A 19,811-nucleotide genomic window follows, 5' to 3' on the forward strand; every position below is an offset into this window, starting at 1 on the left:
GTGGCGGCCATTCTGTTGTTCAGCGTGATTTTTCTTCTGGTTGGCCTGCTGCTGTGGGTGCAGCGGAAAACAGAAGCATAACAGCAAGGGAGGGAGACCATGAACTGGGTCAAACAGTGCCAACAAAAGGTAAAGAGCTGGCTGTGCGATACGCCGGAGAGCTTTACCAGTGCGTTCCGTGAGAAGGAGCAGATGAAAGAGCGCCTGGAAGCGGCGCTGGATCAAAGCACAAAGCGAAAGGGCCGCGCGGCGCTGGTGCTCGCAGCGGCAGTGATATTGGGGGTGGGCGGATTTGCCGTGTGGGGAATTTCCCCCACACAAAAGCAGACCGATACGCTTCGGGTGTTGTGCGTAGCGCCGGAGTATACCGGCCGCTATTCGGAATTCAAAGCCATGGAGAAGGCCAAAGCCCGGTTCACAGCTGCCTGGCCGGATGTGGAGCTGACGGTGGAGTATTTCTTTATCGATGAATCCAGCGCGCAGAATGAAGAAAAGCTGACCCAGTTGCGCACCCAGATCATGGCCGGAGATGGACCGGACGTGGTGTTCAGCACAGGAGACCTATTTTTGCAGAATCCGGCCAAGCAGATGAAGGCGGGCGTTTTCTGTGACCTCACGCCCTATGTGGAGGCGGAGGGAGAGGATCTTCCCCCGCTGAAGGAGCTGGTGCTGCAAAGCGGTCAGAGACGGGGCGAGCAGTATGTGATTCCAATTACCTATCGAGTGGACTTTTTGAACAGTACAGCCGAGCGCTTTGCCCGTTACGGAATTGACCCGGGCGCTGTTGCGGACCGACAAGCGTATCTGGATACCATGCAGCATTTTTTGGAGCAAAATCCGCAGCTGAGCTGGAGCGGCGGCAACCGGGCCAATGCAGACTACGTTCTGGCGCAGACCTTTGTGAGCCTGTTCCCGGAGCTGTGCGATCTGCAAAACGAGCGCCTTCCGCTGGAGGATGCGCAGGTGCGCCAGTGGCTGGAGCTGTGCCGGCTGGAATACGAGCGGGTGAATGCTTATCCCCGGGATGCTTCGGAACAGATGCCGCCGGAGGATCAGCTTCGCTTGCTGGGGTTGCAGCAGATGAACGCGGTCAAACAGGGCGAAACCGTCGATTATCTGGTCGCCCGCAACCAACAGGGCGGGACCACCGGAATTGTTGGGCAGTGGGCCGGAGTGCTGGCCAGTTCGAAGAATCAGCTGAACGGCTGGCGTTTCATTCGAACCATGCTGGATGAAGAGGTGCTGTGGGCCGCAACCAGCCAGGGCGAAAATTACGGCTGGGTTCTGCAGGGGAGCGAAGAGATTGTGAGCCAGCAGATCAGCGCCACCAAACCGCTGGAAACGCTGTACGGCGGCACCCTCGGGCTGGAGCATTATATGGACCAGGTGGGGCAGGCGAGCGCGGTTGTCTTTACTGTGGAGCCTTACGAGGTTCTGCTGGAGAGCTTCCGGCCATATTTTGAGGGAACGGCAGGCTATGAGGAGTGCGCCCAAAAGGCGCAAAACTATTGGCGGATCTACCGCACCGAGTAAGAAAATCCACGCCAAAGGAGGGAATGGTAAATGCGGCACAGCCCGGCAATCATTCGAATCCTGGCGGCCGAGCTGCTAGCCGCCGTCACGCTGGCAATTTTGCTGCCGGTGTTTTTTACTCTGCTGGGCAGCCTGATGAGCCCCGGGGAGATTGAGCATTATTTCGGCCCGATCTATGAGGGGGCGGCGGAACAGACTGTAAGGCTTCATCTGCTGCCGGATCGCCTCTCGCTGGAAAGTTGGTATCAGGTGCTGCTGCGAAGGCCGGACTATCTGATCAAGTTCTGGAACAGCCTGCTGCTTTGCGCGGCCATTGTGCTGGGGCAGCTGATCGTCAGCTGCATGGGCGGATTTGCATTTGCAAAATACCGGTTTCCTCACAAAAATCTTTTATATTACGCCCTGATCGTACTGATGCTGATGCCGGTGCAGGTCACACTTGTGCCCAATTATATTGTGCTGGACTGGCTGGGTTTGCTGGATCGTTGGGCCTGCTTAGTGCTGCCGATGGCGCTGGCTCCTTTTGGTACCTTCCTGATGGCGCAGGTATTCAAAAGCGTGCCGGATGAGCTTTTGGATGCCGCTCGGCTGGACGGTGCTTCCACCGGGCAGCAGCTGGTGAGGATTATGATTCCCGCCGCCCAAAGCGGCGTGGTGAGCCTGGCGCTGCTTGCGTTTATCGACGCGTGGAATATGGTGGAGCAGCCGATCACTTTTTTGCAGGATACCGCCCGCTATCCGCTCAGTGTGTTTCTGGCCAGCGTCAACAGCGAAAACTTTTCCCTCAGCTTTGCCTGCGGCGTTCTGGCGTTGTTACCGGTGCTGCTGCTCTTTTTGTTTTTCCAAAAGGAGCTGGTGCAGGGAATTGAATTTTCCGGATTGAAGTAAAAGGAGAATGGCAATGAAGGCATACAAAACCGCTGTGCTGCGCTGGGGGCTGCGGCTGGCTGTGCTGCTGGGGCTGTGCACAGTGCTGGCTGGTGTGGTTCAGGCGCAGCTGATGCCTCAGGTGCAGGCGGTCAAACCCTATTCTGGAAGGCTTTCCTTCACCGAGCATTATCTGGCCACTGCCGCGGCAGAGCAGCCGGAGCAGCAAAGTGTACAGGCAGCAGGCAGCTGGGTGATCCTGCGGACAATGGCGGAGGAAGGGCAGGCTGTTTGCAAAGGGGACGCTTTGCTGGTTCTGGACGTGCAGGAGCAGCAGATTCGGCTTCAGACCCTGGCTGCGCAGATTCAGGAGCAGACCAACTACATCAACGCCTATGATTGGACCGGTGGTGACCGGTTGGTGTTGGAACAGAAGCTGGAGGCGGTGAAAATGGAGTACCGGCAGGTGAAGACCAGTTTTCCGGCAGATGGCGTGGTAACCGCCCCGGCGGATGGAATCGTGAAAGAACTTGCACAGCCGGGTGCGGCGGCAACCGGACAGACGGTTGCACGTATCACGGTCAGTCAGGCTTCGGCGGCAGACTGCATCCAGTGGAGCCTTACGGACGCACAGGCGCAAACTCTGCTGGAGCAGGAGCAGCTGGTGCTGGAGGGCACCTGCCGGGTGGAACAGGAGGACGGCATACTGGAAACGGTGGAAGCCGACGCTTCCCTGCAGCAATATCAGTGGGAGGAAGAAGCGGGTATGTACCGCGTTGAGGCTTTGCTGGAGCTGGAACAGGGATCTCTCCGCCCGGGCGCACAGGTGGAGGTGACGGCAAAAAGCAACAGCCGGACATACCAGTGTCTGGTACCCCTTTCCGGCCTGATTTTGATCGGGCCGGAGCAATATGCAGTGGCAAAGGTGGAGCAGGTGAACGGAATCTGGGGCGAGGAATACAGGGTGCGTCTGGTGCCGGTGGAGCTGCTGGCCACGGATGCGGTAAATGCCGCAGTCGAGCCGGTGGGGGAAGCAATCGACAGCAACGACCGCATCGCTTCTTACTTTGACCGGGCCTTGACCGATGGGGAGCAGGTGCAGCCGCTATGGAGCTGAAAAAACGGGCCCTCTTCTGGGCTGCAGCCGCCCTGCTGTGCTTTGCCATGCAGTGTAAAACCACCCGGGATATGCGGGCCGTGGTGCCGGAGGCTGTGGTGTTTTCCAGCGCCTCCGGGCTGGGGGTCAGCGTAGAACAGGCACAAGCAATGCCCGGTCAGGCTGCGGCAGTGGGAGAACAGATCGGAACCGTGGAGCTGCCCTCGCTGGGGCGCACTCAAACGGTGCGCCTGTTCCCCGCGACCAGCAATTACGCCGCCGCCGTGGGCATGCGCTTTAGCGCCGGGGGCTGGTTTGGGACGGATGCCGTGCACCAGCATCGGGCCTTTGCGGTGATTTCCGATGCGCTGGCCCTGGAGCTGCTGGGGAGTGATCAGGCAGTAGGGGCGGAGCTTCTGGTGCAGGGTGAATATTATCAGATTTGCGGCATCTACCGGGCAGAGCGGCGCTTTTGGCCGAGTGTCTGTGCCGGGGAACTGCCCCGGGTGTATCTGAGCCGGCCGGTGGAATGGGACGGCGGGGAATTCCCGGCTACCCAGCTGCTTTGCCCGGCGGAGCAAAGCACACTGGAACAACTGCGGGAGTCGATTCAGGCAGCCGCCGACAGTGTTTTAAACGGAGAAGCTCAGGACCTGCGCTGCGCCCGGCAATTCGCCGTTCAGCTGTGTTTGTTCACGGGTGTTGGCGCGGGGCTGTGGCCGCTGCTTCGCTGGATGAACCGGGGGATTAAATCAATGATCACCCTGTGGAGGGAAAAGGAAAAAACGCCCCGCCGGTTCGCCGTTCTGGCATGCTGCGCATTGCGGGATCTTGCCGGGCCACTGGCCATTGTGTGGGGAGTGGGGCGTCTGATGCGGCTGCCGCAAAGCTGGCTGCCGCCGGATCAGATTTTTGATCTGGAATGGTATCTGGAAAATATCCGCGGGTTTTATCAGGCATTGTTCAGCAACCCGCAGCAGTATCAGGCATTGATAGGCGGCTATCTGTCCCTGATCGCGATATGGGGAGCAGCGGCGCTGGTGTGCTGCTTGGCCATGGAGCAGTGGTTGTTTTTGTCTTTTGACAGGGATCGAAATATGCTATAATAGAAAGCACTCAGCCCGGTGTTCGGCATTGGCCGCGCGGGGCGAGTGCTTTTTGTTTTGGTATGGAGGCGGTTTTCGTTGACGAAAGATCTGACCCAGGGCGGCATCACAAAGACTCTAGTTCTGTTTTCCCTGCCCATGATTGCGGGCAACCTGCTGCAGCAGTTGTATAACATTGCTGACACTCTGATTGTGGGTCGCTTTCTGGGGGCGAATGCTCTGGCGGCGGTGGGCTCGGCCTACACGCTCATGACCTTCCTCACCTCAATTCTGTTGGGCTTGGCCATGGGCAGCGGGGCGCTGGTATCCATCTGCTGGGGCCAGAGGGACGGGGAGCGGATGCGCTCCTGTGTGGCGGCCTCCTTTACGCTGATCGGCGTGCTGGCTGCCCTGCTTACCGTGGGCGTTTATCTGCTGGTGGACCCCATTCTGGCTCTGCTGCAGGTACCGGAGCAGGTCTGGGAACTGATGCGGGTGTATCTGCTGGTGATCTTCGCGGGCATCCCCGCTACCTTTCTGTATAACTACTTCGCCTGTATGCTGCGGGCGGTGGGCAACTCGGCGGTGCCGCTGGCCTTTCTGGGCGTTTCCTCGGTGATGAACATCGGGCTGGACCTGCTTTTCGTGCTGCGCTTTGACTGGGGCGTGGCGGGTGCGGCTTTTGCCACCGTGCTCAGCCAGTATCTGTCCGGCATCGGGCTGGCGGTGTACAGCCTGTTTGGGGCCCGGGAACTGCTGCCCCACAAACAGCACTGGCGCTTTGGCCGGGCCCGTCTGGCTGAGGTGACCAGCTATTCGCTGCTCACCTGTATGCAGCAGTCCATTATGAACTTCGGCATCCTGATGGTGCAGGGACGGGTAAACAGCTTCGGCCCGGCGGTGATGTCCGCTTTCGCGGCTGCGGTGAAGATCGATACCTTCGCCTACATGCCCGCTCAGGACCTGGGCAACGCCTTTTCCACCTTCGTGGCCCAGAACTACGGGGCAGGCAAGGCCGACCGCATCCAGAAGGGCATCCGGCGGGCGGTGGCCATCTCGGCCGGGTTCTGTGTGGCGGTGAGTGCCCTGGTATTTGTTTTCGCCCATCCGCTGATGCTCATCTTTGTGGCCCCTGAAGAGACCGAGATTTTGGGCATTGGAGTGCAGTATCTGCGCATTGAGGGCAGTTTTTATTGCGGCATCGGCTGTCTGTTTTTGCTGTACGGCCTCTACCGGGCCATGGAAAAGCCGGGCATGTCGGTGGTGCTCACTATTCTTTCACTGGGCACCCGGGTCATCCTGGCCTATGGCCTGTCCGCCATCCCGGCCATCGGAGTCACCGGTATCTGGTGGTCGGTTCCCATCGGCTGGTTCCTGGCGGACCTGGTGGGCTTTGTATATTACTGGAAAAACCGTGCCCGGCTGCAGGCTGTGCTGACCGGGAGCGCAAAAGGAGAAACAACATGAAAGAACGCTTGACACATCTTTACTTCGGCAACGGCAAAGGCAAAACCACCGCTTCCATGGGCCTGGCGCTGCGGGCGCTGGGCAACGGCTGGCGTGTGGTGGTGGTTCAGTTTCTGAAAAGCCACCCCAGCGGAGAGGTCGCCGGGCTGGAAAAGCTGGGTGCAAAGGTGATCCGCAGCACCGAGACCATGAAGTTCGTGTTTAAAATGACCGAGGAGGAAAAGCAGGCTGCCCGTGCCGTGCAGCAGAAGATGCTGAACGAGGCCATCCGTCTGGTGAACGAAGGGCAGGTGGACCTGCTGGTGCTGGATGAGGCGGGCTCCCTCTGCCAGCTGGATATGCTGGAGGATATGAATACCCTGCGTCAGCTGGTGGAGCACAAGCCCGCCGGACTGGAGCTGGTGATCACCGCCCACGAGCCCGCCCAGTGGCTGATGGATGCGGCGGACTACTGTACCGAAATGCGCTGTCACCGCCATCCCTTCGACCGGGGCATCCCGGGCCGCAAGGGCGTGGAGTTCTAAAACGCCTCCGGATAAAAAAACAGAAAACGCCCGGTGACCTGGCAAACCGCACAGATCACGGGCGTTTTTTCGTTGTTGTTTATGAAAGAAGAAAAACGGGGAAATTAGCCCTCTTCGGCATTCTCATCCGCTTTGGCAGGCTCCGGCGGAGCCAGAGGGCTTACCACCGCATCCTCCAGTCGGTGGTCCCGCACCCGAGCGGTGTAAATGCACACCGGCGGTAGCTTGGCGGAAAAACGCTCCTGGTCGGCAGGAACCGTGCCCAGCTGACCGAACACAAAGCCGCCGAAGGTGTCGTATGTATCCAGAAGCTCCTCGTCCAGTTCCAGCGACAGGCTGCGGGCGACCTCCTTCAGGGGAGCGGAGCCCTGCACCCGCCAGCGGCCGGGGGTCAGAGGTTCGATCTCCCGGGGTTGAGCGGCCTTTTCCATGTCGTCCTCCAGGTCGCCCACCAGCTGTTCCAGCAGGTCGTTCATGGTCACCACACCGGTCACACCGCCGTATTCGTCCAGCACCACGGCGAAATGGTTGCGGGTGCGCTTCATTTCCCGGAACAGCACGTCCGCCCGCAGATGCTGGGGCACAAAATAGGCCGGACGCACCGCCTTTTCCATCACCTGGGTGCGGCTGCGGTCCTGCAGACGGAAGTAATCCCGCACGTTCAGCACGCCAATCACATCGTCGGCGGTTTCGCCGCATATCGGGTACTTGGCGAAGCGGCTCTCCCGGATGGTGGCAGCCCAGACCTCGTCGCTGTCCTCCTGCCAGAGCACGGTCAGCTCGGTGCGGTGGGTGGCAAACTCGGCCACGGTGCGGTCGTCAAACTCGAATACATTCTGGATGAACTCCCGTTCCTCCTGGTCGATCACACCCTTTTTGCTGCCCGCGTCCACCATCATGCGGATCTCTTCCTCGCTCACCTCGTCCTCCTCGGCGTTGGGGTCCAGTCCGCACAGCCGGAGCACAAAGTTGGTGGAGGCGGTGAGCACCCACACGATGGGCGAAGCCACCCGGGCCAGCGCCGAGATCATACCGGACATGGCGAGCGCAAGGCTTTCTGCCTTTTTCATGGCCAGACGCTTGGGCACCAGCTCACCGAACACCAGGGTGAAATAGGAAAGGATCAGAGTGATAAGCACCACCGATACCGCGTTCAGGGTCTGAGCGGGCACCGGCACGCCCAGACTGAGAAGGCCGTCCACCAGGATGCCGGCGAAATTGTCCGCGGCGAAGGCGCTGCCCAGAAAGCCGGACAGGGTAATGGCAACCTGAATGGTGGCCAGAAAACGGGCGGGCTGGCTGGTCAGCCGGGCCAGACGCACAGCGCGCTTGTCGCCCTGGGCAATGAGCTGGGCCAGCTTGGCGTCGCTCACCGAGATTACTGCGATCTCAGCACAGGCAAACACCGCATTCAGTGCGATCAGAATGATTTGCAGAAGAATCTGCCATACAATCGGGTTCATAAAATATAAGCTCCTTTTTCATGTTGGTGAATCAAACAAACAGGCGGGGCGGGCAAGTTGGGGGGATGCCCGCAAAGAGGAAAGTGCCGCTAACGCAGCATTCGCAGAAAACGCAAAAAGACACGCCCGTTTTCCGCACAAAGAGAAAACAGGTGTGTCTTGTATCGTCGGTTTGATTCAGTTGCAATGGGGCATTGGGCAGGGTCACCGTCGTCCATAAATCAAATGCTCTCCTTTTTCAGGTTTGGATGGGAATGGTTAGATGATACAGGAAAGCAGGCGGTCTTGTCAAGCGCCGGATGAGCTTGATTTTGGGCGCTTTTACCAGTATCGGCCGGATAATCGCTGTGTGCACTGGAAAAACGGAAAAAGCGGCGAAATACGGGCAAATTTTCGGTTTTACTGTTTTCTTGCCCACAAAGTTGTGCTATAATCATGGGTAAACTGTGAAGCAAACCAGTCGCAAAGGGAGGAAAATCAATGGCAGAAACCATCTTAGTTGTGGACTTTGGCGGCCAGTACAATCAGCTGATCGCCCGCCGTGTGCGTGAGTGCCACGTTTACAGCGAGATCGTGTCCTACACCAAGGCTATGGAGGCCATCCGGGAGAAAAAGCCCGCCGGCATCATCTTTACCGGTGGCCCCAACAGCGTATATCTGGAGGATTCCCCCTCCATCAGCACTGAGGTGTTTGAGCTGGGCATCCCCGTGCTGGGCATCTGCTACGGCTCGCAGCTGATGATGCATCTGCTGGGCGGCCACGTATGTGTTGCCCCCGAGCGGGAATACGGCAAGACCGAGGTCAACGTGGACACCAAGAGCAAGCTGTTCCAGGGCGTGAGCGAAAAGACCATCTGCTGGATGAGCCATAACGATTACATCGAGAAGGCGGCTCCCGGCTTTACCATCAGCGCCTACACCACCAACTGCCCGGTGGCTGCCATGGAGTGGCCCGAGCGCAACCTGTACGCCGTGCAGTTCCACCCCGAAGTGCTGCACACCCAGGAGGGTACCAAGATGCTCTCCAACTTCGTGTACAATGTCTGCGGCTGCAAGGGCGAGTGGACCATGGACTCTTTCGTGGAGAAGTCCATCGAGGCCATCCGTGCCAAGGTAGGCGACGGCAAGGTGCTGTGCGCTCTGTCCGGTGGTGTGGACAGCTCTGTGGCTGCCGTTATGCTGGCCAAGGCGGTGGGCAAGCAGCTCACCTGCGTGTTCGTAGACCACGGCCTGCTGCGCAAGAACGAGAGCGAAGAGGTTTGCAGCGTGTTCGGACCCGAGGGTCCCTACGACCTGAACTTCATCTGCGTGAACGCCCGTCAGCGCTTTTACGATAAGCTGAAGGGCGTGGAAGAGCCCGAGAAGAAGCGCAAGATCATCGGCGAGGAGTTCATCCGCGTCTTCGAGGAAGAGGCCAAGAAGATCGGTACCGTGGACTTCCTGGTGCAGGGCACCATCTACCCCGACGTGGTGGAGAGCGGCGCCGGCGGTGAGAGCACCGTGATCAAGAGCCACCACAACGTGGGCGGCCTGCCGGATTACGTGGACTTCAAGGAGATCATCGAGCCCCTGCGCGACCTGTTCAAGGATGAGGTGCGCAACGCCGGCCGTCAGCTGGGTATTCCTGAGTACCTGGTAAGCCGTCAGCCCTTCCCGGGCCCCGGTCTGGCCATCCGTATCATCGGTGAGGTGACCGAGGAGAAGATCAAGATGGTGCAGGATGCCGACGCCATTTGGCGTGAGGAGATCGCCGCCGCCGGTGAGGACAAGAACCTGGGCCAGTACTTTGCAGCGCTGACCAACATGCGCAGCGTGGGCGTTATGGGCGACGAGCGCACCTACGACTACGCCGTGGCTCTGCGTGCGGTGACCACCACCGACTTCATGACCGCCGAGCCCGCATATCTGTCCTGGGATCTGATCGCCAAGGTGACCAGCCGTATCGTGAACGAGGTTCCCCATATCAACCGCGTCATGTACGACTGCACCGGTAAGCCCCCGGCAACCATCGAGTTTGAATAAGGTAAAAGTGGATATAAGAGCCCGCAAACCCGCATAAACACTGGGTTTTCGGATTTCAGATTTCCCCTTTGATAGCAGATTGATAGCACCCGTCAATTTCAGAGTTATTCTGGTGATTTGGGTGGCTTGCGAATACGCAGGATTTTTATTCTAAGAGAAAAGGTCTAACTGATTTTTGCTGATCAGTTAGACCTTTTATTTTGCTTCAGTACAAAGAGACCCTCGTTTTTGACAAGACTCTGATTTTTTCTATGGCTAGTTTGGTTATTGTTCACTCAGAAGCCGGTCCACCAGCTGGCGGGCCAGGCGTGCATTTCGCCCGCCCCGCTCCAGGGCATAGCGCTCGGCGCGCAGATCCAGCTCCTCTTCCGAAAGCTTCAGCCCGGCGGCCCGGGCCAGATGATGCACAATATTCAGATAGGTGCTCTTGTTGGGCTTGGAGAAGGTGATGTGAATGCCGAACCGGGCCGACAGCGAGACCAGCTCCTGCATGGTGTCGTTGCGGTGCACCTCGTCGCCGTCCCGCTCAGAGAAGGATTCTCGGACGATGTGGCGGCGGTTGCTGGTGGCGTAAATGGCCACATTGCGGGATTTTGCGGTTACCGAGCCCTCCAGCACAGCCTTAAGGGTGCTGAAATTATCATCCTGTTTCACAAAGGAAAGATCATCAATGAAGAGGATGAATTTTAACGGATTGGCGGACAGCTGCTCCAGCACCTGAGGAATGATCCGCAGCTGATCCTTGCGGACCTCCACGATGCGCAGCCCCTGATCGAACAACTTGTTTCCCACCGCCTTCACGGTGGAGGATTTGCCGGTTCCCGCATCGCCGGTGAGCAGGATGTTGGCGGCGGGTTTTCCCTCCAGCAGCGCCTGGGTGTTTTGCAGAATCACCGCGCGCTGTGCTTCGTAGTCCACCAGATCGGACAGAGCCACCGGATCAGGATGGGATACCGGCAGGATCTGGCCCGCATCGTCCACGCAGAACATGCCGTGGTTGGCGTAGATACCGTAGCCATAGCGGTGAATATTTTCCAGCCGGTGCAGAATCAGGGCGGGCAGGTCAATCGGCCGGCACTGGTAGTCCGGCAGAAACTCGGTTTGCTCCATCAGAACCTGCAGGCAAGGGGAGTCCAGGCAGGCGACCTGCTGCAGGGTAGTCAGCTCCGTTTGCAATGCACGCTGCAGATGGGGCCCGGGCTGCTCACCAGCGCCCAGCATTCGCACGTATACCGTGTCACTGTTGGCACAGAGCTGTTCAATGTGCCCGGTCAGATCACCGCCATTGGCCTCGTACAGGGCGCAGACAAACGCCGCGTAGTGCTCCGGGTCCGGGGTGGCCAGAAAGTCTTCCAGCGCGGCCAGCACCGGATCGGCACGAAGGGAACGAAAAAGAGCCAGCGCCTGAAGCCGGAGGGCCAGCAGCTTCAATTCCTTTGGATTCATATCCTATGGCGCGCCCGGACAAGACGGATAAAGCCTCGCGCCGGTTCGCGCCCACCTCCTTTGCAGAAAATAGCAAGCACCGGCCCGGTCTGGAAAACCAGGCGGGCTGGTGCTTGCGGGAAACAGGGGAGGAGATTAGTTGTTGATCAGCTGCTCCTCGTCGCTCCAGCTGTACAGCTTGCGGATCTCCTGGCCAACCACCTCGCTGGGATGCTCGGAAGCCAGCTTGCGCATGGCGTTGAAGTGTACCTGGCTGCCTGCAGAGGACATATCCAGCAGGAAGTCCTTGGCGAAGGTGCCGTCCTGGATGTCCTTCAGGATCTTGCGCATGGCCTTCTTGGTCTCATCGGTGATGATCTTGGGCCCGGTGATGTAGTCGCCGTACTCCGCGGTGTTGGAGATGGAGTAGCGCATGCCGGAGAAACCGCTCTGGTAAATCAGGTCTACGATCAGCTTCATTTCGTGGATGCATTCAAAGTAGGCATTGCGGGGGTCGTAACCGGCTTCCACCAGAGTTTCGTAGCCGGCCTGCATCAGAGCGCAGACACCGCCGCACAGCACGGCCTGCTCACCGAACAGATCGGTCTCAGTCTCGGTGCGGAAGGTGGTTTCCAGCACACCGGCAAGGGCGCCGCCGATGCCCAGAGCATAGGCCAGGCCAATCTCCAGCGCGTCGCCGGTGGCATCCTGCTCCACGGCTACCAGGCAGGGAACACCCTTGCCGGCCTGGTACTCGCTGCGCACGGTGTGGCCGGGGCCCTTGGGGGCAACCATGATCACGTTGACGTTCTTGGGCGGCTTGATGCAGCCGTAGTGGATGTTGAAGCCGTGGGCGAAGGCCAGGGTTTTGCCCTCGGTCAGGTTGGGCTCGATGCTTTCCTTGTACAGAGCGGCCTGCTTTTCGTCGTTGATCAGGATCATGATCACATCGGCAACCTTGGCGGCCTCGTCGCTGTTCATGACCTTCATGCCCTGGGCTTCAGCCTTGGCCCAGCTCTTGGAGCCGGGATACAGGCCAACCACCACGTCCACGCCGCTTTCCTTCAGGTTCAGCGCATGTGCGTGGCCCTGGGAGCCGTAGCCGATGATGGCAACGGTCTTGCCTGCTAGCTTCTGGAGATCACAGTCCTGCTGATAAAAAATTCTTTGCATTGTAATGTACCTCTTTCTTTATAATTTGTATGTTGGGGAGGCACCGACGGAAGAAATACGGTGCCGCCTTAGAAAAAGCAAATCGGAATGCTCATTCGTCCACATCCTGGCGAAGCGTAGCGCTGCCCTTTTGCAGGGAAACGCAGCCGGTGCGGCAGATTTCCAGAATGGTATAGTCTCGCATGAAATCCAGAAAATCGTCAATGCGGTGGCTGGTATCGGTCAGGCGGAAGACCATGGAATGCTGAGAATAGTCCACGGTGTCGGCCCCGAAGGCAGAAGCGGCGGCGCGGATCTCTTCCCGGGTGGAGGGCTCGTTGGCCATTTTAATGAGCAGCAGCTCGCAGCTGATGGAATCCTCGCTGTGCAGCTGGCGAATGGAGCAAACATCCGGCAGCTTCTGCAGCTGACTGATCAGCTGCTGCTCCTTCAGTGCATCGCCGCTGAAGACCACGGTAATGCGGGAATACTGATTGGATTCGGTTTCGCTCACCGTCAGAGCGGTGATGTTGAACTGGCGACGGCGGAACATGCTGGTCACCCGGTTCAGCACGCCAAACTGGTTGCGGACCAGTACGGCGATGGTGTATCGATTCATCTTCAGTCACCTACCTTCGTGATGATTTCCTCCACGCTTCCTCCGGGAGGCAGCATGGGCAGAACAAATTCGTCTTTTTCGATGGCGCAATCGATCAGATAGGGGCCGTCCGAGGCGAAGGCCCGGTCAAGCGCGGCGTTCAGCTCCTCCAGGGTGTCGGCGGTTTCACCGGCCGCACCAAAGGCCTTGGCCAGGGCGACGAAATCGGTGCTCCGGTTCAGCACGGTGTTGGAGTAGCGCTTGTCAAAGAACAGGGTTTGCCACTGGCGTACCATGCCGAGCACACCGTTGTTCATCAGCAGAATCACCAGGGGAACCCGGTTGCTGACCGCGGTGGCCAGCTCGTTCAGGCACATGCCGAAGCTGCCGTCGCCAGTGACCAGCACGCTGCGCTCGCCGGTGGCGAAATAGGCGCCGATGGCAGCGCCCATGCCGTAGCCCATGGTGCCCAGGCCGCCGCTGGAAGCGAAACGGCGGGACTGGCAGAAGCGCAGGGTCTGCGCGGCCCACATCTGGTGCTGGCCCACATCGGTGGCCACCGGGGTGGAGGGGCTGAGCCGCTCGTTCAGCGCCATAATCGCGTTGCGCGGGGTCAGGCCGGGGCGGTGGTCCAGGCTCTCCTCTTCCTCCTGCCGCAGCTGGGCGACCACGCTCTGCCATCCCGGCAGCTGGGATGGGCGGATGAGGGGCAGAAGCGCCTGCAGGGTCTTCTTCACATCGCCCCACAGGCCAACGGTGGCGGGAATATTCTTGGAAAGCTCGGAGCCGTCCACATCCACCTGTACAATGCGTGCGCCCGGGGCGAATTTGGAACGGTTGCCGGTGACCCGGTCATTGAAGCGAACACCCAGAGAGATGATCAGGTCTGCATTGTGCATTGCCAGCGAGCAGGCGTAGTGGCCGTGCATGCCCTGCATGCCCAGAAAACGGGGATGGTCGGTGGGGATGCCGGAGATGCCCGCCAGCGAACAGCCGATGGGGGCGTCGATGGCGTCAGCCAGTGCCAGCATTTCCTCCTGGGCGGCAGCGGCGATCATGCCGCCGCCAAAATAGATGAAGGGGCGTTTGGCGGCGTTGATGAGAACCGCCGCCTGCTCCACCTGTGCCATAGGGGCGCTCACCGGCTCATCGGCGGGGACCGGCGGGGCGGGGGTGTACTCACAGGTGGCAATCTGCACGTCCTTGGGAATGTCAATCAGCACCGGGCCGGGACGGCCGGACTGAGTAAGCCGGAACGCCTCACGGATGGTGTCGGCCAGATCCTCCACCGAGCTGACGAAGTAATTGTGCTTGGTGATGGGAAGAGTCACGCCGGTGATGTCGATCTCCTGGAAGCTGTCGGTGCCGATCTGGGTGGTGGGAACGTTGCCGCACAGAGCCACCAGGGGGATGGAATCCAGATAAGCGGTGGCGATGCCGGTCACCAGATTGGTGGCGCCGGGGCCGGAGGTGGAAATCACCACGCCGGGCTTGCCCGTGGTGCGGGCGTAACCGTCCGCCGCGTGGGTCGCGCCCTGCTCATGGGCGGTCAGTACATGATGAATTTCGCTTTGGTATTTGTAAAGGCTGTCGTATACATTGATGATCTGGCCGCCCGGATAGCCGAATACGGTATCAACGCCCTGCTCAATCAGGGTGCGGACCAGGATATCTGCGCCGGAAAGGGTCATGGTGGGTTCCTCCTTACGATTGGATTTTCTGAAGTGCGGGGGAAAGATCAGATGATCTTGAAGTTCTCGTTGCGCAGCGACTGGGTGATCAGGCGCACATGCTCGAAGTCACGGGTTTCCATCTCGATGCGCAAAAAGCAGCCGTGAACGCTTTCGGTGTTGCCCTTTTCGTAGTGCACGCCGGTCACGTTGCCGCCGCAGTCCGCGATAATGCGGGAGATGTCCTTCAGCTGGCCGGGCTTGTCGATCAGCTCGATCAGCAGGCTGGACGAGCGGCCGGAATTGCGCAGGCCGCGGTCGATCACGCGGGACAGGCTGGTCACATCGATGTTGCCGCCGGAGATCACGCACACGACCCGTTTGCCCTGAATGGGGAATTTGCCGAACATGGCGGCAGCCACCGCCACCGCACCGGCGCCCTCGGCGATCATCTTCTGGTTTTCGATCAGCGCGAGGATGGCGCAGGCCACTTCATCGTCGGTGACCAGGGCGATGTCGTCCACGTAATCGTGGACCAGCTGGAAGGTGTTCTGGCCGGGCTGCTTGACCGCGATGCCGTCGGCAATGGTCTGCACGCTGTCCAGGCATTCGATGGAACCGTTCCGGATGGAGTTGTACATGCTGGGTGCACCGCTTGCCTGCACGCCGTATACCTTGATGGAGGGGCGGATCTGCTTGACCGTATAGGCAATGCCGGAAATCAATCCGCCGCCGCCGATGGGAACGATGATCGCGTCAATGTTATCCAGATCCTGCAGGATCTCCAGCGCGATGGTGCCCTGACCGGCGAGCACGTTTTCATCATCGAAGGGATGAACGAAGGTATATCCCATTTCCTCCTTCAGCTGCAGTGCCTTTTGATAGGCATCGTCATAGCAGCCCTCCACCAGGCAGACCTGAGCGCCAAAGCCCTTGGTGGCCTCCACCTTGGAGATGGGGGCGTTGTCCGGCAGGCAGATGATGGACTGGATACCGTTTTTGGAAGCCGCCAGCGCCACACCCTGGGCGTGATTGCCGGCCGAGCAGGCGATTACGCCCTGCGCTTTTTCCTCCTCCGACAGCATGGCGATTTTATAAGCGGAACCGCGCACCTTGAAGGAGCCGGTGATCTGCAGATTTTCCGGTTTCAGATACAGTTCACATTCCGGCGCAATTCCGTATGCCCGGACCACACCGGTTTCCCGCACGATGTTTTTCAAAACCTGTTGCGCGTCGAATACCTTGTCGAGAGACAGCATAACTTTTTACTCCTTTTCCTGCTCTGAAACGAAAAACACCCGTCTCAAAGCGAATTTTGCTTTGAGACGGGTGTAAAATACACTCGCGGTACCACTCAAATTGCGGATACACAGATCCGCCACCTCTTCGAAGTCGAAACAACTTCTATGCACTGACGCAGCATGCTCGGGAGACGCCTACTGGGAAAACCGTTGGGGCCTCCGGCTCGGAAGGGATGGGAAGCACTGCAGTCCTTTACCGGGATCACACCACCCCCGGCTCTCTGAAAAATTCGTTGCAGGTCCGTCTTCGTCACAGCCTTTGCTCTGGTTCGAAGTCAAACAACTTCTATGCGTTAACGCAGCATACACGGGATATCCTACTGCCCCAAAAGAGGAGTTCAGTCTCCAGCTCAGAAGGGAGAGGAGTCAGGCAATCTGCACCGGTTCACAGCAACCACCGGCTCTCTGCAGCGGATCATCCTGGTCCATTCTTCGTCACAGCCTTCATTTCGTATTCAATTTTGTTCAATATACCATTCCCGGAAACGAATGTCAATGGATTTTACGAAAAAAACTTTATTGCTTTATTAGAATGCATATAAAAATTGAAAAAGAGGTGGACTTCACCGGCGAAAAGTGTATTGTGTACAGAATACTGAACAATGTTCAATAGGAGGTATTCCATGAAGGTAAAACGCAATACGCTGCTGCTTCTGGCTTGTCTGGTTTGGAGCGCGGCAGGGGTCAACATTCTGCGCATCGGCCTGATGAGCTATCCGGCTTATCAGTCTGTGCTGAATTACTTGCTGTCTGTGCTGGTTTTCGCGGTATTTCAGATCTTTGTCTTTGGAAAACTGGTAAAGAAGCACACCGTGCGAATCAGCAGCTATGAAGAGGAACGGCATTTCTTTTTGAAGTTCTTCGATAAAAAGGCCTTCGCCATTATGGCCGTAATGATGAGCGGCGGCATCGGGCTGCGGGCCAGCGGCCTTGCGCCGGAGCAATTTATTGCAGTGTTTTATACCGGTCTGGGCGCGTCGCTGCTGCTGGCCGGGCTGTTGTTTGGCTGCAACTGGGGTAAGGCGGCATCCGCCGCAGCGGCCGGTTCAAAATAATATAGAGGATTAAAGGAGAAGAAACAATGCAGGCAATTGTGGAAACCGCATTTGACGCGGTCTATTTGATTTCGGTTATCACCATCGGTATTCTGATGATTCGAGGTAGCAAGGGTGACCGCCAGTTCCGGCTGTTCGGCTGGATGGCAGTGGTGCTGGGTGCGGGCGATTCCTTCCATCTGGTCCCCCGGGCTCTGGCGCTGTGCACCACCGGACTGGAGAACTACACCGTCCCTCTGGGGCTGGGCAAGTGGATCACTTCCGTTACCATGACCGTGTTCTATGTGCTGCTTTACTACGTATGGCGGCAGCGCTACAAGATCACCGGCCGGAACGGCATCACCGCTGCGGTATATATCCTTTCCGCTGTGCGTGTAGCTCTGTGCATGATGCCGCAGAACCAGTGGCTCAGTGCGGAATCTCCGCTCTCCTGGGGCATCTACCGCAACATTCCTTTCGCACTGCTGGGCCTGCTGATCATCGTACTGTTTTACCGCAGCGCCAAGGAGCAGAACGACAAGGCTTTTCGCTGGATGTGGCTGACCATCGTGCTGAGCTTCGGCTTCTACATCCCTGTAGTGCTCTGGGCCGACACCATTCCCATGATCGGCATGCTGATGATTCCCAAGACCTGCGCTTATGTGTGGACGGTGCTCATCGGCTACTTTGCCATGAAGAAGGAATGCAGGTAAAAAGCGTTCAGATCATATTTTAAAATCCCGCCTCAGTGGACACCTGAGGCGGGATTTTTTGAGGAAACCGACTGCTTGACGGAGCAACCGGTTTCTTCTATAATATCTCTATTCGATATATTTGGAGGGAGCCTATGGAATATCTGATCCTGGGGTTGCTGATGCTTGCGCCCATGACCGGCTATGAGCTGCAGCAGTTTATCAAGCAAAATCTGGCCCTGATCTGTTCCCACAGCGCAGGCAGTGTGCAGACTGCACTGGCAAAGCTGGAGAGGGAGGGACGCATCAGTGCGCGGGAGGCAAACGAGGGCAAGCGGCGCAAACGGATCTTTTCCATCACCGAGAGCGGCCGCGCCGCTTTTGCGGGCTGGGTGAGTCAGCCCATGCAGGCGGATAAGGTCAAGAACATGGAACTGGCCCGGCTGTTTTTCCTGGGGCTGGCGGACCCAGAGGAGCGGATAGAAGCCATCCGGGGCTATCTGTGCCAGATGGAGGAGATGGAAGCCACGCTGCAGGCCATCCGCGCCCGGTTCGACGCCATCTGTCAGGGCGAGGTGCCCGGCGGAAAGGATTGGGATTCCATCTTTCGGTTTCAGAGCTACACCATCGACTACGGCATCGCCGCCGCTCGTTTTGAGCGTGACTGGTACGCTCGGCTGCTTTGCGAATTGGAGGAACAAGCATGAAAATACTGGTTTTGAACGCAAGCCCCAAGGGGAAAAACTCCGCCACCATCCACACGGCGCTCTATCTGCAGGCGCTGCACCCGGAGCATGAATTTACCTTCCTGCCGGTGGGCCAGCGGATCAAGGCATACGAAAAGGATTTTTCGCCGGTGCGCGCTGCCCTGGAGCAGGCTGAGCTGGTGCTGTTCTGCTACCCGGTTTACACCTTTATCGCGCCCTATCAGCTTCACCGGCTGATCGAGCTGATCAAGGCGGACGGGGTGGACCTGACCGGAAAATTCGCCAGCCAGATCACCACCTCCAAGCATTTCTACGACGTGACCGCCCACCGCTATGTGGAGGAAAACTGCTGCGATCTGGGCATGAAGGTGATTCGCGGGCTTTCCGCTGATATGGAGGATTTGCTCAACGAGCAGGGCCAGAAGGATGCCCGGAACTTCTTCGATCAGCTGATGTTTTCCTGTGAGCACGGGCCCTTTGTGGTACCGCCGGTGAAGGCTCCGGCCCGGCAGAAAGCCGTTTACCGGCCGGTGCTGCCTCAAGCCGCCAAGGACCGCAGCGGGGATGTGGTCATCGTGACCAACTGCGCCGAGACCGACGAAAATCTGGCCAATATGATCGTGGATTTCCGCGCCGCACTGCCCTGTGAAAGCCGCGTGGTGAACCTGCGCCAGTTCCCCTTTGACGGCGGCTGCCTGGGCTGCTTTGGCTGTGCCGTCACCGGAAAATGTGTGTATAAGGACGGATTTGACGACTTTCTGCGGAACACCATCCAGACCGCGGACGGCTTTGTGTATGCCTTCACCATTGCGGATCATTACACCCAGTCCAGCTTCAAGTGCTTCGATGACCGGCAGTTCTGCAATGGCCACCGCACTGTGACCCACGGCACGCCCATTGCCTATCTGGTCAGCGGCGATTACCGGTACGAGCCCAACCTGCGCATGATCCTAGAGGGCCGGGCCGAGGTGGGCGGCAACTACCTGTGCGGCGTTGCCACCGACGAGGGTGACACCGCCCGGGAGATCCGGCAGCTGGCGGAAAACCTGACCTTTGCCATGGACAAAAAGCTCACCCGACCGGCCAATTTCTACGGTGTGGGCGGCATGAAGATCTTCCGGGACCTGATCTATGTGATGCAGGGTCTGATGAAGGCGGACCACAAGTTCTATAAG

The 19,811-nt window shown here is 58.5% G+C and carries 17 protein-coding genes; 11 read left to right on the forward strand and 6 right to left on the reverse strand.

The features are described from left to right. Nucleotides 1-99 precede the first annotated feature (99 nt). From J7G73_RS07745 to J7G73_RS07770, 6 genes are read left to right on the forward strand one after another with little or no spacing between them, the layout of a single operon-like run. The gene (locus tag J7G73_RS07745; protein WP_291245834.1) at nucleotides 100-1,533 is read left to right on the forward strand and encodes an ABC transporter substrate-binding protein; all 1,434 of its coding nucleotides are present in this window, start codon (nucleotides 100-102) and stop codon (nucleotides 1,531-1,533) included. A 30-nt stretch (nucleotides 1,534-1,563) separates the two neighbouring features. Beyond that, entirely contained in the window at nucleotides 1,564-2,421 is an 858-nt protein-coding gene (locus J7G73_RS07750) for a carbohydrate ABC transporter permease (protein ID WP_291245835.1), read from the forward strand. Between the two features lie 13 nt (nucleotides 2,422-2,434). Beyond that, on the forward strand, nucleotides 2,435-3,517 hold the full coding sequence (locus J7G73_RS07755) for a hypothetical protein (RefSeq protein WP_291245836.1): 1,083 nt from the start codon (nucleotides 2,435-2,437) through the stop codon (nucleotides 3,515-3,517). Continuing rightward, nucleotides 3,508-4,602 carry an ABC transporter permease gene (locus J7G73_RS07760; protein WP_291245837.1) on the forward strand — a complete coding sequence of 365 codons (1,095 nt, stop codon included), beginning with the start codon at nucleotides 3,508-3,510 and terminating at the stop codon, nucleotides 4,600-4,602. The genes J7G73_RS07755 and J7G73_RS07760 overlap by 10 nt, the downstream gene beginning before the upstream one ends. A 57-nt stretch (nucleotides 4,603-4,659) precedes the next feature. After that, nucleotides 4,660-6,048, forward strand: coding sequence for an MATE family efflux transporter (locus J7G73_RS07765; RefSeq protein ID WP_291245838.1), 1,389 nt, complete (start codon nucleotides 4,660-4,662; stop codon nucleotides 6,046-6,048). Further along, nucleotides 6,045-6,572 (forward strand): cob(I)yrinic acid a,c-diamide adenosyltransferase, encoded by a 528-nt coding sequence (locus tag J7G73_RS07770; RefSeq protein WP_291245839.1) that lies wholly within the window; start codon nucleotides 6,045-6,047, stop codon nucleotides 6,570-6,572. Before J7G73_RS07765 ends, J7G73_RS07770 begins: the two co-directional genes overlap by 4 nt. Nucleotides 6,573-6,676: 104 nt before the next feature. Here the strand turns inward: J7G73_RS07770 and J7G73_RS07775 are convergent, their stop codons facing one another. Beyond that, entirely contained in the window at nucleotides 6,677-8,035 is a 1,359-nt protein-coding gene (locus tag J7G73_RS07775; protein WP_291245840.1) for a hemolysin family protein, read from the reverse strand. 480 nt (nucleotides 8,036-8,515) lie between these two features. Here J7G73_RS07775 and guaA point away from each other — a divergent pair, with 480 nt between their 5' ends. Beyond that, entirely contained in the window at nucleotides 8,516-10,057 is a 1,542-nt protein-coding gene (guaA, locus tag J7G73_RS07780; RefSeq protein WP_291245841.1) for a glutamine-hydrolyzing GMP synthase, read from the forward strand. A gap of 264 nt (nucleotides 10,058-10,321) precedes the next feature. Here the strand turns inward: guaA and J7G73_RS07785 are convergent, their stop codons facing one another. The 5 genes from J7G73_RS07785 to ilvA form a co-directional block, all read right to left on the reverse strand. Further along, nucleotides 10,322-11,503: an ATP-binding protein gene (locus J7G73_RS07785; protein ID WP_291245842.1), complete on the reverse strand. Its 1,182-nt coding sequence runs from the start codon at nucleotides 11,501-11,503 to the stop codon at nucleotides 10,322-10,324. Between the two features lie 135 nt (nucleotides 11,504-11,638). Continuing rightward, nucleotides 11,639-12,655 carry a ketol-acid reductoisomerase gene (ilvC, locus tag J7G73_RS07790; RefSeq protein ID WP_291245843.1) on the reverse strand — a complete coding sequence of 339 codons (1,017 nt, stop codon included), beginning with the start codon at nucleotides 12,653-12,655 and terminating at the stop codon, nucleotides 11,639-11,641. Between the two features lie 91 nt (nucleotides 12,656-12,746). Further along, complete coding sequence (gene ilvN / locus J7G73_RS07795; protein WP_087295867.1) at nucleotides 12,747-13,253, reverse strand: acetolactate synthase small subunit; 507 nt, start codon at nucleotides 13,251-13,253, stop codon at nucleotides 12,747-12,749. Nucleotides 13,254-13,255: 2 nt separating this feature from the next. Then, on the reverse strand, nucleotides 13,256-14,923 hold the full coding sequence (gene ilvB / locus J7G73_RS07800) for a biosynthetic-type acetolactate synthase large subunit (RefSeq protein ID WP_291245844.1): 1,668 nt from the start codon (nucleotides 14,921-14,923) through the stop codon (nucleotides 13,256-13,258). 47 nt (nucleotides 14,924-14,970) lie between these two features. After that, nucleotides 14,971-16,161 (reverse strand): threonine ammonia-lyase, encoded by a 1,191-nt coding sequence (gene ilvA / locus J7G73_RS07805; protein WP_291245845.1) that lies wholly within the window; start codon nucleotides 16,159-16,161, stop codon nucleotides 14,971-14,973. Between the two features lie 665 nt (nucleotides 16,162-16,826). Between ilvA and J7G73_RS07810 the strand changes: the two genes are divergently transcribed. From J7G73_RS07810 to J7G73_RS07825, 4 genes are all read left to right on the forward strand, one after another. Beyond that, nucleotides 16,827-17,258 carry a hypothetical protein gene (locus tag J7G73_RS07810; protein ID WP_291245846.1) on the forward strand — a complete coding sequence of 144 codons (432 nt, stop codon included), beginning with the start codon at nucleotides 16,827-16,829 and terminating at the stop codon, nucleotides 17,256-17,258. A 26-nt stretch (nucleotides 17,259-17,284) separates the two neighbouring features. Beyond that, the gene (locus tag J7G73_RS07815; RefSeq protein WP_291245847.1) at nucleotides 17,285-17,950 is read left to right on the forward strand and encodes a hypothetical protein; all 666 of its coding nucleotides are present in this window, start codon (nucleotides 17,285-17,287) and stop codon (nucleotides 17,948-17,950) included. A gap of 134 nt (nucleotides 17,951-18,084) precedes the next feature. Further along, nucleotides 18,085-18,636, forward strand: coding sequence for a PadR family transcriptional regulator (locus J7G73_RS07820; protein WP_291245848.1), 552 nt, complete (start codon nucleotides 18,085-18,087; stop codon nucleotides 18,634-18,636). Next, nucleotides 18,633-19,811: NAD(P)H-dependent oxidoreductase (locus J7G73_RS07825; RefSeq protein WP_291245849.1), on the forward strand; the 1,179-nt coding region annotated here is incomplete at its 3' end. The genes J7G73_RS07820 and J7G73_RS07825, both read left to right, overlap by 4 nt.

The sequence above is a fragment of the Allofournierella sp. genome, assembly GCF_017889395.1.
Classification (GTDB): Bacteria; Bacillota; Clostridia; order Oscillospirales; family Ruminococcaceae; genus Allofournierella.

Bases quoted from the DNA above. Each gene is read 5' to 3' on its own strand.
- J7G73_RS07745 (WP_291245834.1), top strand. From the start codon at position 100: ATGAACTGGGTCAAACAGTGCCAACAAAAGGTAAAGAGCTGGCTGTGC.
- J7G73_RS07750 (WP_291245835.1), top strand. From the start codon at position 1,564: ATGCGGCACAGCCCGGCAATCATTCGAATCCTGGCGGCCGAGCTGCTA.
- J7G73_RS07755 (WP_291245836.1), top strand. From the start codon at position 2,435: ATGAAGGCATACAAAACCGCTGTGCTGCGCTGGGGGCTGCGGCTGGCT.
- J7G73_RS07760 (WP_291245837.1), top strand. From the start codon at position 3,508: ATGGAGCTGAAAAAACGGGCCCTCTTCTGGGCTGCAGCCGCCCTGCTG.
- J7G73_RS07770 (WP_291245839.1), top strand. From the start codon at position 6,045: ATGAAAGAACGCTTGACACATCTTTACTTCGGCAACGGCAAAGGCAAA.
- J7G73_RS07775 (WP_291245840.1), bottom strand. From the start codon at position 8,035: ATGAACCCGATTGTATGGCAGATTCTTCTGCAAATCATTCTGATCGCA.
- guaA (WP_291245841.1), top strand. From the start codon at position 8,516: ATGGCAGAAACCATCTTAGTTGTGGACTTTGGCGGCCAGTACAATCAG.
- J7G73_RS07785 (WP_291245842.1), bottom strand. From the start codon at position 11,503: ATGAATCCAAAGGAATTGAAGCTGCTGGCCCTCCGGCTTCAGGCGCTG.
- ilvC (WP_291245843.1), bottom strand. From the start codon at position 12,655: ATGCAAAGAATTTTTTATCAGCAGGACTGTGATCTCCAGAAGCTAGCA.
- ilvN (WP_087295867.1), bottom strand. From the start codon at position 13,253: ATGAATCGATACACCATCGCCGTACTGGTCCGCAACCAGTTTGGCGTG.
- ilvB (WP_291245844.1), bottom strand. From the start codon at position 14,923: ATGACCCTTTCCGGCGCAGATATCCTGGTCCGCACCCTGATTGAGCAG.
- ilvA (WP_291245845.1), bottom strand. From the start codon at position 16,161: ATGCTGTCTCTCGACAAGGTATTCGACGCGCAACAGGTTTTGAAAAAC.
- J7G73_RS07810 (WP_291245846.1), top strand. From the start codon at position 16,827: ATGAAGGTAAAACGCAATACGCTGCTGCTTCTGGCTTGTCTGGTTTGG.
- J7G73_RS07815 (WP_291245847.1), top strand. From the start codon at position 17,285: ATGCAGGCAATTGTGGAAACCGCATTTGACGCGGTCTATTTGATTTCG.
- J7G73_RS07820 (WP_291245848.1), top strand. From the start codon at position 18,085: ATGGAATATCTGATCCTGGGGTTGCTGATGCTTGCGCCCATGACCGGC.